The sequence below is a fragment of the Streptomyces sp. NBC_01335 genome, from assembly GCF_035953295.1.
Lineage (GTDB): Bacteria > Actinomycetota > Actinomycetes > Streptomycetales > Streptomycetaceae > Streptomyces.
The window spans coordinates 5,114,372-5,127,603 of the sequence record NZ_CP108370.1 but is presented as its reverse complement, the minus strand read 5'-3'; the positions used below and the strand labels follow the sequence as shown (position 1 = coordinate 5,127,603).

Genomic DNA, 13,232 nt, shown 5'->3' with positions numbered 1-13,232 from the left:
AACCCTTCCGGCAAGCGGCCACGGGCGGGCGGGCCGCGGTGCGGCCTCCCGCACACTCTCAACCGCCTGTGCGTGCTGGTGACATGGGCCCGCGTTGGGGCCGAGGGCCCGTGCCCCGCGCCGGTACGCCACCTACCCTCACGGAGAGGGCCATGGGCGTACGCCGGGAAGAGGTGGACCGTGAGCGGTGACGGCCGGGGCGGAGAGCGGGTCGGAGCAGGTGCCGGGCCACGCACCGGCCGGCTCCTCCCTCTGATCCGCAGCTGGGTGGCGGGTGCACTCGTCCAACTGGGCGGCGGCTTCATGCTCGGCCGGGCGCTGGACGTGACACTCGGCACCTCGGAACGCCTGGACAGCTTCGGCTGGCGGCTGGGGCTGCTGCACGTGCCCGGCCTCGCCGTCACGGCGTGCGCCGTGCTGGCGGCGGCCCGGCTGCTGCCCGAGAGCCACCGGGCATCCCGTCTGCTGTACCCGCTCGGCTGCCTGGCCGTCCCCCTGGCCGCGCTCGGCTATGACTACGCGGCCTCCTGGACCTGGGACCTGGCGGGCATCGAGGGCCTCCTGATGCCGGCCGCCTCGCTCGTCACCGGTGCGGCCGTGGGGATCGCGGTGGACCGGCTGCTGGAGGAGCGCGCCACGGCACCCGTACCGCCGCCCTCGTACCCGTACGGCCGACGGCACGACGGCGGCGGCAGGACGGGCGGCCACGACTGGCGGGCCCGTGGCGACCGGTAGGGACGGACCGCGGCCGCCTCGGCGTCCCGACCACGCCACTGCCTCGCCGCCTCACTGCCCCGGCGACCCGACCACCTCACTGCCTCGCCGCCTGGCCACCTCGGCGTCCAGACCACCTCGCCGCCTGGCCGCCTGGCCGCCTGCGCACCGAATGGGTGGGCCCGGATCACGTGGTGCTCGTGACCCGGGCCCGACGGTTGAGCCGATCGGCGCTTCAGGAGGTGGCGCCGCGCGGGAAGGAGACCTCCACGCGCCGGTTCTTCTTCCGGCCTTCCTCGGTGCTGTTGTCCGCGATCGGGTACTGCTCGCCGTACCCACGGATCTCGAAGGTGACTTCGGCACCGAGCTGCTGGGAGAGCACCGCGTGCACGGCCTCCGCGCGCTGCTTGGAGAGCACGTCGCCGTGGGCCGAAGAGCCGAGATTGTCGGTGAAGCCGAAGACCCGGATCTGGGAGGCGTTCTGGTTCTTGATCTCGGCCGCGATGGCCGCGATACGGGAGTTCGCCTGCGGGCTCAGCTTCGCGCTGTCCTTGCCGAAGAGCACCTCGGCCTGGAGCGCGAACTTGATGGACTGGTTCGAGTCCTCCCGCCGCTCCTCGCCCCCCATGTCCTCGACGACCTGGACGATGTCGAGCACCTTGCCCGGGGCGAGGGTGCCGCCCTCGGGCATCCTGAGGTCGGGGTCGTTGGCGTCGAGGGGGACGGGGGCCTCGGAGGTGGCCTCGGTACCGGGGGGGACGGAGGGCCCGTCGTCGGCGTAGGAGGTAGCGCCGAAGAACACCGTGGTACCCACGAGCATGAGCCCCGCAGCCACGGCGGCTCGGGCATGGCGCCTGCGGCGTTGCCTCTGCGTGGTGGTCATGTCGCCGCTCACCCAGAGATCTTCAGTGAAGTGGTGGCGAAGGTGGGCAGCGTGAAGTCCACCTCATTGGTCGTATCAGGGGGTGCGGGGAACTGCATGAAGACAGGAGCCGACTCTCCCGGCGACAGGGGCGCAATGGCGGTGGTGCACAAGCATCGCGCATCGGTATCCCGCAGGACGTAATAGCGCTTCTTGCCCACCTTGTCCACCAGCGTCGCTCCCGCGACGGAGTTGGGGTTCTTGGCGACGATGTCGGACTCCTGGCCTCCCCAATCCGCACTGTTGCGTGTCTCGGTTCCCGTGTTCTTGATCTCGGCCTGGACCGTGACGAAGCCACCGGTGTCCCGCTTCACCTGGTGGACGACGAGCGTGAGGCCGCCCGCTCCTTGAGCCTCGGCGAGTTTCGCATTCGGGTCGACGGCGTCCCCAGCTGCGGTGTCCGGCTGCTGCTGCCCCTTGTCCTCGGCCGCCGGGCTGGCAGATGTCGAGGGCGAGCCGGCGGCCCCGCTGTCCGTGCCGTCGCTGTCCCCGCCACAACCGGTGAGTGCGAGGGCGACCGTCGCGGACATCGCGACAGTCATCATCACCCTCTGGGGTCTCGTGGTGCGCCGAATGCTCATGGGCCGATTCCTCTACTCGTCGTTCGCTGTCATTGGTCGACCAAGTGCACGTCGAAGAGAATCTTGCTCACGCTGGACCACGGCGGGGGGCTACTTGGCCGGATTTCGGCCATCCTTCCGCCGTCGCAGGTGAAGAAGTAGATGTCCTGCACCCCGTCGTCGTTCAGGTCGACGGAGGTCCAGTCACACCGGAACTCGACGATGGCCGTCGCCTTTGCCTTGGCCTCGATGCGGTCGGACCCCGGAATCACCGACGAATCCACCGTGCCGCGGCCCTCCACCTTCGTCGTGATCGTGTCACGACGGCCGCCCTCTTTCGGGATGCAACTCTTGAGATTCGCATCGTTCTCCGAGGCCATCCCCTGTGCGGCGCCGCACGCGGCGTAGAAGGGGGATGCCTGGAGGAACGTGTCGATCGAGTTGGCCCAGAGGGCCGCGATGAACGGCGCTTCGAACTGCTCACGGGCTGACTGCGCAGCCGCCAGAGCGGACGCGTCCGCCGCCCCCTGAGCACCGTTGCGGAGTGCCGAGGCCTTACCGACCGCGAAGAAGGCCAACGCAAGGAAGAGCAGGCCCGCCACCATCATGATGTAGATGGGGAAGGCCTGCCCTCGGTCCAGCCGCGAACGTGCGGTCACTTGGTCGTGATGGACGTGACCAGGCCCTTGATGCGCTCCGAGATCGCGCCACCGATCCCCGTCGCCACGATGGCTCCGATGATCGCCACGACCACCAGGATGATGCCGAGGTACTCGAAAGCCGTCTGCCCCCGGTCCTTCTCCGCGTAGCGCCTCTGGACCGCGGAGACCGCAGTGTTGGCCCAGCCGTTGATGCGGACGGCGGTCTTCAGGGTGATGTTCGACATGGTGGTCCCCTCCTGGTCCGGCCGACCGGTTGCCGGCCGACTCGCACATTCCCGTGGTGCCGCTGCAGGTACCGGCTTCCTCCTGGCCGGTGCCGTTCGCGGCATGAGAAACATACGATGGAGCGGCCTCGCCGTCAGAGGGCCCCAGGGCCCATTGGCGGGCCCAAAGCCCCTTGCGAGAGGTGCCGTTGACCCATGAGCGCCGGAGCACCCGGCCAGCTTTCCGGTGCTCGGTCCTGTTGCGGACCATCGCTATCGGCCCCCCTGCGCGCCAGGGCCCGCCGACGGCGCCGTACCCAGCCAGCGCGCTATGGCTTCGCTGCGGGTGCGACTGTGCAGCTTCGTGAAAATGCGGTTGATGTGGTTCTTCACGGTCTTCTCACTGATGAAGCATGTGGCAGCGATTTGCTGATTACTCATCCCGCTTGCAATCAGCTCCATGATCTCCACCTCCCGCGAACTCATGCCGTAGGACTGGTACTTCAGAGGGCGATTCGAGCTTTCACCTCTGCTCGACTGTCCCACAACTGGTTGCAGTTGCGAAAGCCCTTCCGCCGGCCCGTGCTGTCGAATCTCAGGAGGACCAGGTTCGGAACCGGCGGGTACGACGCCCTGGGGCGAGATGGCCGAGGCGAGTGCAGAGCCCAGCCCCTCGGGAAGTCCGCCCGAGGGCCCGGAAGCCCCTTGACGCATGTGCGCCAGCAGGGCATCGACCGCGGTGGCGGTGAATGCAGCCCGGCCGTCCTTCGTGTCACGCACCGCCTGCACGAGCTGGTCGGCGGTGAACTCACCGTGCACCAGATACCCGCCCGCACCCAGTCGAAGTGCTTCCTGGACGATCTCGCTCTCGCGGCTGTACGTCAGCATCAGGACCGGCGCGATCGGCACCAGGTACGGCAGAGCCGATATGCCGTCCACGCCCGGCATCCGTACGTCCAGCAGAACGACGTCCGGGCGGTGGAGCAACGCCTCTTCGTAGGCCTGTCGTCCGTCCGTGGCCTCGGCCACCACGTCGATGTCGGCCCGCCCCGAGAGCAAGGCTCCGAGGCCCGCCCGAACGACCGGATTGTCGTCGGCCACCACCACTCTCAGCACGGTGGGTGAGGTCACGACGGGGAATGGAGGGAAGGGGGAGGGCTGGTCCTCGGGTGTCGCGGGTTGCTGGCAGGCGGGGGCTCCCTGCTCACTTCGGTCCGGACCGGCAGTTTTGAGGTGCCCCGATCCATGGCTCCGGGCCGGGTGCCCCTGCTCCCGGTACGCGTACTCGGGCATCTGCGACCTCCTCTCAGAATCTCTCGGATGTGGGGGTGGGAGACGGAACGGACCGGAGAAGGTTCGGCTCCGGCCGCTCCGTCCCGGGGGTGGCTCCTGTGGCGCTGAGAGCGGCCAGTGGAAGGTCCAGGCGCACCTCGGTGCCGCGCGCGGCCTCGCCCTGACCGATCCGGATGCGCGCACCGATCGACGCCGCGCGTTCCACCATGCCGACGAGACCGAAATGCCCGGCTCTCCGGAGGGTCTCGAGCGATGTGCCGTCGGGCAGCCCGCGCCCGTCGTCACACACGCTCACGCGCAGGACATCACCCTGCACGCCCGCGAGGACGAGAAGACGGGTCGGATCAGCGTGCCGGCCGGCGTTCTCCATCGCCTCGGAGGCGACGGTGAGGAGCTGCCGGGCCACCGCATGGGGTACGTGCGGGACCGTCAGGTCGCTCAGCGTCCGGAACGCGGCGCTCACGGGGTAGCGGTTCGTGAAGTCATCCGCGCGAGCCCGCAGTTCGGCCATCACGTCTACGCCGCCGTCCAGCCCCGACTCCCGCCGCAGATCGGTGAGGAGTTCGCGGGACTCCGCCGCGGCGCGACGCGCGGATCGGGCAACGAGTTCGGCCTGGCTCCGGACGGTGAGGGGGTCCATCCGGTCGGCCGAACCAGCGAGCCCTTCCGCCGCCATGGCGAGCCCGTGCAGGGTCTTCGCCACGGAGTCGTGCATTTCCCGCGCAAGGCGGGTGCGCTCGCCCTCCACCGCCTCGTTGACGGCGAGCCGCGCTCTGGTCTCGGTGAGTGCCTGGCTGGCCGTGCCGAATCGGAGGAGCAGATTGCGCAGGGTCACACCGACCGCACCTGCAATCACGCAGAAGCCGGGGAGGAGGAGGATGCTCGCGTCCTCCTCCTCCAGACCGGGGACGGTGTTGTACACGCCGAGGACGATCACGATCTGGAGCGCCGCGAAGACGGCCGCGCCCCGCCAGCCGTAGACGAGCCCGGCCAGCAAGGGGGTGCAAACGGTGACGTAGGCGAGGGTCGATTCGGGAGTGGCCGTGACCAGCAGCATGGCTCCGAGGAACACATCGATGGCGAGGATCCAGCGGTGTCGCAGCAGCTGCGGGCCGAACCGCTCCCAGTCGCGGAAGAGGACGTACGACCCCATGAAGGTGACGAGAATCGCCCCGCCGATCAGCCAGGTGGCGGGTCCCGGCGCAGTGTGGCCAATGGCGAACGGGGTGGCGATGGCGATCATCGCCAGCCTGAAGCCGAAGACCTGCCGGCACATGGCCTGCAGTGCGTTGACCTGGATGGACAACGTGGGAAGCGCCTGGACGACGGAGGAGTGGGCGATCTCCTCGATCAGCGTGTGCCATCTGCCTGCTCGTTCCACGGATGCCTCTCCTCCCTCCCGCTCATGGCCTCCGGCCCTCATTTCATCCGCCCGTCACGAACCCGAAGTCCACGTTGGCGCCGTAGATGAACCCGACCGTGAGCAGAACGAGCGTGCCGGGGAGAAGGAAGGTGGTGACGGCGAAGGTTGCCTTGGGCACGGCCCTGGCGGCCTTCCGACGGGCGTTCTGAGCATCGGTGCGCCGCATGTCATTGGCGATCTGGATCAGCGTGTCGACGATCGGGGCGCCCAGCTCCTCACCCTGCTGGAGGGCGGTGACGAACATGGCGACCTGCTCGGAGTCGTTGCGCTTGCGCAGTTCGTCGAAGGCCTGGCGCCTGCTGACTCCCATGTCCATCTGCCTGAGAGTGATGCGGAGTTCGTCGGCCCAAGGCCCCTCGTACTTCTCCGAGACCCGGCCCAGCGCTTGCCGGAACCCGAGGCCGGCCGACACGACGACGGCCAGCACGTCGAGAAAGTCCGGCAAGGTCCGTTCGATGTGCTCCCGCCGGACGCGGACCGCCGACCAGATGCCCGCCTCGACCCAGAAGAGGCCGAAGCCGACCATGAGCAGGGCGAGAAAGACCTGACCCCGCAGCAGCATGGCGAACGCACCGAACATGCCGAGTGCGCCGTATACCGCGCGCCTGGCCGCATAGCGGTCGATGGTGAGACCGCCGGGATTGCCCGCCATGTCGATCTGGCGGCGCTTCTTGTTGACGGCCTTCTCGCCCATCATCCGCAGTACGGCGGGCGCCCAGCGCATGCCCAGCCGGTCGATTCCGGAGCCGACGGCGTTGGTGCGGGTGGCACCCACTTCGAGGGCAATGGCAAGGTCGGTGGGGAGCTTGGCATCGGCCCGGTACATCCGGTAGCCATAAATGATGCCGTAGACGGCGATCCCCATGCCCACGGCAAGCAGCAGATCCATGTCCGTTCCTCCCTCAGACGTCGATACGGGACATACGACGGATCACAACGAATCCGATCGTGTACAGGGCGATGGAGACCACCACGGCGACCTGGCCGAGGAAGGCACCCGTCATGCGGTCCAGAGCCCCCGGCATCACGGCGTTCATCAGGAGCATCGCTCCGAGACCGAAGATGGGTACGGCGTAGGCGGTGACCGTGACCTGGGAGAGCTGGGTCTTGACCTCGCGGCGGGTCTCCTTGCGCTCCTCCAGCGTCTCGGTGAGGTTGCGCAGCGAGCTGACGACCGTACCGCCGGCCCGATTGGAGAGCACCAGGGTACTGACGAGCACAGCCAGTTCACGCGAGGGAAGACGGTCGGTCAGTTCGCTCAGGGCATCGTCGAGGGACTCACCGACGGCGAGGCGTCGGGCGACTCGGGCCAGTTCCTCCCCGGCAGGGTTCTCCAGCTCTTCCGACGCCATCGAGAGTGACGTCCTCAGGGCGAGACCGGCCTGGGTAGCGTTGGCCAAGATGCGCGAAAGCTCAGGCAGTTGGTTGATGAAGCGCTCCGTACGCTTACCGCGTTGCCAGTTGAGGAACGCGTTCGTCCCCCACAACCCGATAAGGGCGGCCACCGGACCGAAGAACGCGGCAAGCATCGCCGAGGCCACCCCCCAAAGAAGGGCCATCGACGCGAGCGCGTAGACGAAGAACTCGCCGGGAGTGATCTCCAGGCCCGTCGCGCCCAGCTTGAGTTCGATCCGCCTGCCGAGCTTGGTGGCCCGGAGCCGCCGGTCGAGAGCCGCGAAGCGGCGGGCCGTGATCGGCAAGTGCCCCGCGTGCGACAGCCGGTCCACGAGCGCGTCGCGGTCCGCCTTGCCGCCGGTGTAGGCGTACAGGCCCCAGACGCCGAGTACGCCGCAGAGCAGCGTCACGCCGACCGTGATCAGAGGGAGATAGTTCATGGCGGGGGTACCTACATGGCCTCTCGGGTGGCGAGTTGGTCGGAGTGCATGGCGACGCCGAAGGCCTGCGGGATGGGCTGGCTGGCCATGTAGAGGCGGTCGGCGATGCGGCGGGGCAGCGGGAGGTACTGGAACTGGCCGTAGATCCTGCCGTCCGCGGCCATCGGCTGCGCGTTGAAGCGGGCGACGCTCACGATGCGGTACGGGTCGCGGCCGTGGGAGTCCAGGGCGGCGATCTCGGTGATCTTGCGGGAGCCGTCGGCGTGCCGGGTCAGCTGGACGATGATGTCGACGGCGCTGTTGATCTGGTCGTGCAGCGCCTCGAACGGGATCTTGATCTCGGACATCGAGGCGAGGGTCTGGAGGCGCATCAGCGCGTCCTCGGCGTTGTTGGCGTGGACGGTGGCGAGCGAACCGTCGTGGCCGGTGGACATCGCCTGGAGCATGTCGAGCGACTCGCCGCCTCGGACCTCACCGACCACGATGCGGTCGGGGCGCATACGCAGGGAGTTGCGGACCAGGTCGCGGATGGTGATCTGGCCCTTGCCCTCCACGTTGGCGGGGCGGGACTCCAGCCGGATCACGTGGTTCTGCTGGAGCTGGAGTTCGGCGGAGTCCTCGATGGTGACGATGCGCTCGTTGTTCGGGATCAGCCCGGAGAGCGCGTTGAGCAGGGTGGTCTTCCCGGTACCGGTGGCGCCCGAGACGATGATGTTCAGCTTGGCCTGGACGAACCCGGCGAGCAGCACCAGCATCTGTTCGTCGAGCGAGCCGAAGCCGATCATCTCGTGGAGGGTGAAGGAGCGGGGGAAGCGGCGGATGGTGAGGGTCGCGCCGGTGAGCGACAGCGGCGGGATGATCACGTTGACGCGCTCGCCGCTGGGGAGCCGGGCGTCGACCATCGGGTTGGACTCGTCCACGCGGCGGTTGACGGTGGAGACGATGCGCTCGATGGTCTGCATCAGCTGTTCGTGCGAGCCGAAGCGCATGGGCAGTTGCTCGACCTTGCCGCTGCGTTCGACGAAGACCTGGTCGGGGCCGTTGACCATGATTTCGGTGATGGACGCGTCCTCGAGCAGCGGCTCCAGGATGCCGAGTCCGAGGGCCTCGTCCACCACGCGGCGGATGAGCTGGGAGCGCTCCAGGGTCGAGAGGACGGGGCCTTCCCGGCTGATGATGTGGCCGAGTACACGCTCCAGCCGGACCCGCCGGTCGGCGGCGGCCAGCGAGGACATCTCCGCGAGGTCGATCTCCTCCAGGAGCTTCGCGCGGTAGAGGGCGACCATGTGTCCGTCCTCGCGCGCCCCGCCGTTCTCCTCGGGAGCGGTGATGCGTGCCCGCAGGCTCATGTGCGTGACTCTCTCTCTGGCTGTCCGGTCGGTGCCGCGGGCGGGGTAGGGGTACGGGGGACGAGGTACGGGGTACGAAAGGAGGCGCGGTCAGCCCCGGGGGAAGGTGGCGCTGCGTTCGGCCCAGTCCCAGTCGATGCCGGGGACGACGCTCGGGACCTTGATCCGTACGGTGGCGGTGACCTCCCTGGCCCCGCCGGACACGTTGATGTGGAATTCGTCGGAGTCGGTGAGCCAGTCGCTGATGGCGTCGCGGCCGTCCTGTGCGGCGGAGCCCCGGGGGTAGTCCTGGCTGGCGCTGCGGGCCGCGACCCGGGCGGCGGTGCCCGCCTGGTTGGCCGCGTACGCCGCGAGGCCCAGCTGGAGCGCGAGCATCCCGACGAGGAGCAGCAGGGGCAGGAAGCCGAGGTACTCGATGGCGACCTGGCCCCGGTCGCGCCGGGCCCGGGCCGGGAGGGCGGGGGCGGTGTTGGCCGTCATCGCTCAGCCCTCCTGCGGCGAGGCCGCGTCGCCGTCGATGCGCACGTTCAGGTCGAAGAGGCCGGGCACCAGGACCGGGACCTTGAGGCGGACCTTCGTCCGGTAGAGGGAGGAGCCGCTGCGGCAGGTGACCACGGCGTTCTTCTCCCAGGCGTCGGGCAGGTCCTCGCGGGCCTTCTGCCGGCAGGCGAGACTCGAACCGAACTCGGCGCCGGCCCCGGCCCGCGCGCCCTTGTCGGCCGCGTTCCCGGCGAGCATGAAGGTGTAGCCGACGAGGGCGAGCTCCCAGAGCACCAGCATGATCAGGATGATGAACGGCGTCATGCCCAGGAACTCGATCGCCGTCTGCCCCCGGTCGCCCCCGGGCCCGCCGACGGTACGGAGCCGACGCCCGTGCCCGTCACCCGTGGGCTCGGCGCTACGGAGCCGACGCCCGTGCCCGCCCGCGCGGCGGAGCCCGCGCCCACCTCCGTCACCCGTGGGCCCGGCGGTACGGAGCCCGCGCCCGCCCTCGTCACCCGAGGATCCGGCGGGCCGGCCGTTCCGGGAGGAGGCGCCGGGGCGCCTCCTCCCTATGTCGGTGTCGTGCGTCAGCGTGGTGGTCATCGGTCAACGTGTCCCCTCGGTCCGTCCCCGGCCCGCGTCGGTGCCGCGCCGTCCGCGCGAGCCGCCGATCGAGCCCCGGTCGTTGCGCACCTTGCTGTTCTTCTTCTCCCCCGGCCGGGGCTTGACGATCCCGATCTCCCCGGCCAGTCCCCAGAGCGCCTGTTTGACCGTGCTCTTGGCGTCGAGTTCGTGGAGCCGTCCGGCGTCGACGACGCCCTGGAGCTCCTTGAAGTTGGCGGGCACGGCCACACCCGCGACGCGGGTGCCGGTGATCTTCTGGATCAGCGGCGGCTGGATCTCCGTGCTCCGGGTGTAGCGGTTGACGACGGTGAGGGTCTCCTCCGCCTTGCGGATCTGCAGCCGGTCCCACATCCGTACGATGCGTTTGGCGCCGCGTACCGCGATGACGTCCGGGGTCGTCACCAGCACGGCCACGTCCGCCATCTCGACCGCCGCCGCGTTGGCGCCGTTCATCTGGCTGCCGCCGTCCACGACGACGACCTCGTACCGGGAGCGCAGCGCGCTGACGATCTGGCGGGCCGACCGGTCGCTGACCTCCTCGCCCCGCTCGCCGTCACCCGGCGCGAGCAGCAGGGCGAGGCCGGTGGAGTGGGAGAAGACGGCGTCGGTGAGGACGCGCGGCGATATCTCGGAGACCAGGGCGAGGTCGACGATCGAACGGCGGAACTGCACGTCCAGGTAGGAGGCGATGTCGCCGGTCTGCAGATCCATGTCGACGAGGGCGACGGTCTGCCCGGACGCCTGGGCGGCGAGAGCGAGTTGTACGGCGGCGAGGGTGCAGCCGACACCGCCCTTGGCGCCGGTGAGGGTGACGACCATGCCGCCGGGGCCGGTGAAGACCTCGTTGCCGGAGCTGAGGTGGCGCCGTACGCCGGACGACCACTGGGCCGCCGCCTGGATGCGGTTGACGAGCTCCTCGTAGCTGAGCGGGAGCGTGACGATGCCGCGGGCGCCGGAGTCCATGGCGTCGGCGAAGAGCGCGGGGCTGGCGTCGGTGGTGATCAGGACGACCCCGACCGCCGGGAAGCGGAGCGAGACCTCCCGGATCAGCTCCAGGGCGGGCACCGGGCCGATGCGTTCGTGGACGAGGACGACTTCCGGCAGCTCGTCGAAGGCCTCGCCCGCCAGTCGGGCGAGGGTGTCGATGAGCTGGGTGGAGTCGCCGACCGGGGTGGCCGGTTCGGCGTCGGGCAGCTGGCTGAGCAGGGTGGTGACGGATCTGGCCGCGTCGATGTCCCCGACGGCCGGGAGGATTCTGATGGTCATCCGTCCTCACTTGTCCTTGTCGAGCTGGTACGTGCGGTCGCCCGGACGGATGGTTCCGTCGCTGCCGGGGGCGACGAGTGCCAGCCGTACGTGCTCCGCGAAGGACTCGGCGTACGCGATGCGCTGGGTGTCCAGCGTGTTGAGGGCGAAGGTGATCGGGACCGCCTGCGTCGCCTGGAAGGAGGTGCTGTTGCGGTCGGGTTCGAGGGCGGTGAGCTTGCCGACGTCGAGCACCTTGGCGTTGGCGACGATGACCTTCGACTGCGCCGGGTCGCCCTCGCGTTCACCGGCGAAGGTCGCGTAGACGTTCACCGTGGCACCCGGGGTGATCTTTCCGGCGACACCGGTCGCCGCGTCGATCATGATGGCGATCTCCTGTTCACCGGCCCGGAGTTCGGGCTTGGCGACCATCATGTCGGTCTGCAGGAGCGAGCCTTGGCGGAGCTGGGTGACGGCGATCTTCCCCTGCACCTCGCGCAGATCGGTCACGGCGTTGGCGGAGAGCCACCGCTCGGGCATCGAGATCTTCTCGAACTGACCGCTGTTGAGGGCCGTGTACGGGGCGACGTTGGCCTTGAGCTGGTACGCGGTGACCTCGGGTCCGACCTTCGAGTTGACGTCACTGATCACGGAGAGCACCCCTGCGAAGGCGCCGAAGGCGCACAGGACCGACAGGAGCAGGAGTATGACGCCACGGCGCTGGCGGGAGTTCATGGACCGGACAACCTCGTTCGGATCGGATGCGTGGGGCGGCGGACAGGGAGGGGTGCGCGCGGTGCGGGTGCCCGGCGAGGGGCGGAGGATGCGGCGGCGGGTCGCTACCTTTCACGGGCGAGCACGACCGTGCCGTGGGTGCGGCTCTCGGGCTGCGTGAGGGGGGACGAGCAGAACCCGCAGCGGTCTCCGATGAGTTCCATGCCGCACCAGTGGCAATTCTCCCGACGCACCGAGGCCACCAGCTGGTACAGCACGGAGATGTCCGGGAGGTAGGAGGCGAATTCCACCAGTTTCGAGGTGCCCCACCAGCGGACCGAGTCGGCGGGGAGCGCCGCCTCGTGAATGGCCTGGACCTTCCAGTCCACGGCCAGTCGCTCCCGTACCCATTCCTGCGGGGCCTGACCCTTGGCGATCAGCAGATGGGTCGCGAAATCCGGTCCGGGCAGCGGCTCCATCGTGGGCCGCACTTTGACCAGTCGCGCGTCGGCTCCGGCCAGTGCGGCGAACTGGGCGCCGGGTACCCATGACTTGGCGTGCTCCTTGAGGCTGACCGGAAAACGGTCGAGCTTGGCCACGGAGTTCAGCAGGGCTCCGGCGTGGATGTAGTGGGCCAGCAGCCGGACGGCGGAGGCGACCACGCCGGGGCTGAAGTCACAGATGGAGAGCTGCCTCAACTGCCGTACGAGCACGGCGACTCCGAGCGGTGGCAGATCGACCTTGAGCAGCGCGATCCGGTCGCTCTCCAGCACCGAGCGGATGGCGTACAGCCGCCGCTCGTGGGCGGGCGGCAGGGAGGACGGGTACACGGCGATCACGTATCCGTGCTGCTCCAGCAGGAGATGGATGTCGCCGACGGCGAGTTCCAGCGCCTGATCCTCCGGTGCGTGCAGCAGGGCGGCGGTCGGCGTCTGCTGGTCGGTCGGTGGCAGCACCAGGTCAGCACTGGTCACTGCAATGGCGATCGGCACGCTGTTCCCCGTTCGGCTCCGGCCGGCGTCGCACCGCCGACCGCAATCGCTCCTGTCCGTGGTTCTCCGACAGCACTGTAGTCACGTCCTACCAGGGCGGGAAACCGTCTTCAGGAATCAATATGGAGACGGATACCGGGAACGCGGCGTCTCCGCCGGTCCCATATCCGCACGGGGCGAAGGTAGTTGAATTCCAGACGCCGAGGAGGTTTA

Annotated in this window: 15 protein-coding genes; 1 reads left to right on the top strand and 14 read right to left on the bottom strand. The window is 69.1% G+C overall.

Annotation, left to right across the window (positions count from 1 at the left end):
* Positions 1-267: 267 nt before the first annotated feature.
* A complete protein-coding gene (locus OG599_RS22135; RefSeq protein WP_327177716.1) occupies positions 268-735 on the top strand; it encodes a hypothetical protein in 468 nt (155 codons plus the stop codon).
* Between the two features lie 214 nt (positions 736-949).
* Here the strand turns inward: OG599_RS22135 and OG599_RS22130 are convergent, their stop codons facing one another.
* The 14 genes from OG599_RS22130 to OG599_RS22065 all read right to left on the bottom strand — a co-directional run bounded on the left by OG599_RS22130 (position 950) and on the right by OG599_RS22065 (position 13,001).
* Positions 950-1,534 (bottom strand): OmpA family protein, encoded by a 585-nt coding sequence (locus tag OG599_RS22130; RefSeq protein ID WP_442809703.1) that lies wholly within the window; start codon positions 1,532-1,534, stop codon positions 950-952.
* 71 nt (positions 1,535-1,605) lie between these two features.
* Positions 1,606-2,217, bottom strand: coding sequence for a hypothetical protein (locus OG599_RS22125; RefSeq protein ID WP_327177714.1), 612 nt, complete (start codon positions 2,215-2,217; stop codon positions 1,606-1,608).
* A gap of 29 nt (positions 2,218-2,246) precedes the next feature.
* Complete coding sequence (locus OG599_RS22120) at positions 2,247-2,855, bottom strand: pilus assembly protein TadG-related protein (RefSeq protein ID WP_327177713.1); 609 nt, start codon at positions 2,853-2,855, stop codon at positions 2,247-2,249.
* Positions 2,852-3,082, bottom strand: coding sequence for a hypothetical protein (locus OG599_RS22115; RefSeq protein WP_327177712.1), 231 nt, complete (start codon positions 3,080-3,082; stop codon positions 2,852-2,854). The genes OG599_RS22120 and OG599_RS22115 overlap by 4 nt, the downstream gene beginning before the upstream one ends.
* A 252-nt stretch (positions 3,083-3,334) precedes the next feature.
* A complete protein-coding gene (locus OG599_RS22110; protein ID WP_442809501.1) occupies positions 3,335-4,354 on the bottom strand; it encodes a response regulator in 1,020 nt (339 codons plus the stop codon).
* Positions 4,355-4,367: 13 nt separating this feature from the next.
* Positions 4,368-5,777 carry a sensor histidine kinase gene (locus OG599_RS22105; RefSeq protein WP_442809500.1) on the bottom strand — a complete coding sequence of 470 codons (1,410 nt, stop codon included), beginning with the start codon at positions 5,775-5,777 and terminating at the stop codon, positions 4,368-4,370.
* Position 5,778: 1 nt separating this feature from the next.
* Positions 5,779-6,666 (bottom strand): DUF5936 domain-containing protein, encoded by an 888-nt coding sequence (locus OG599_RS22100; protein WP_327177710.1) that lies wholly within the window; start codon positions 6,664-6,666, stop codon positions 5,779-5,781.
* 13 nt (positions 6,667-6,679) lie between these two features.
* Complete coding sequence (locus OG599_RS22095) at positions 6,680-7,612, bottom strand: type II secretion system F family protein (protein WP_327177709.1); 933 nt, start codon at positions 7,610-7,612, stop codon at positions 6,680-6,682.
* 11 nt (positions 7,613-7,623) lie between these two features.
* Positions 7,624-8,961, bottom strand: a complete 1,338-nt coding sequence (locus OG599_RS22090) for a CpaF family protein (protein ID WP_327177708.1) — start codon at positions 8,959-8,961, stop codon at positions 7,624-7,626.
* A gap of 90 nt (positions 8,962-9,051) precedes the next feature.
* Positions 9,052-9,441: a TadE/TadG family type IV pilus assembly protein gene (locus OG599_RS22085; protein ID WP_327177707.1), complete on the bottom strand. Its 390-nt coding sequence runs from the start codon at positions 9,439-9,441 to the stop codon at positions 9,052-9,054.
* A gap of 3 nt (positions 9,442-9,444) precedes the next feature.
* Positions 9,445-10,047: a TadE family protein gene (locus OG599_RS22080; protein ID WP_327177706.1), complete on the bottom strand. Its 603-nt coding sequence runs from the start codon at positions 10,045-10,047 to the stop codon at positions 9,445-9,447.
* Between the two features lie 3 nt (positions 10,048-10,050).
* On the bottom strand, positions 10,051-11,334 hold the full coding sequence (locus OG599_RS22075; protein ID WP_327177705.1) for an AAA family ATPase: 1,284 nt from the start codon (positions 11,332-11,334) through the stop codon (positions 10,051-10,053).
* A gap of 6 nt (positions 11,335-11,340) precedes the next feature.
* Entirely contained in the window at positions 11,341-12,048 is a 708-nt protein-coding gene (gene cpaB / locus OG599_RS22070) for a Flp pilus assembly protein CpaB (RefSeq protein ID WP_327177704.1), read from the bottom strand.
* A gap of 104 nt (positions 12,049-12,152) precedes the next feature.
* The gene (locus OG599_RS22065) at positions 12,153-13,001 is read right to left on the bottom strand and encodes a hypothetical protein (protein ID WP_327177703.1); all 849 of its coding nucleotides are present in this window, start codon (positions 12,999-13,001) and stop codon (positions 12,153-12,155) included.
* Between the last annotated feature and the right edge of the window lie 231 nt (positions 13,002-13,232).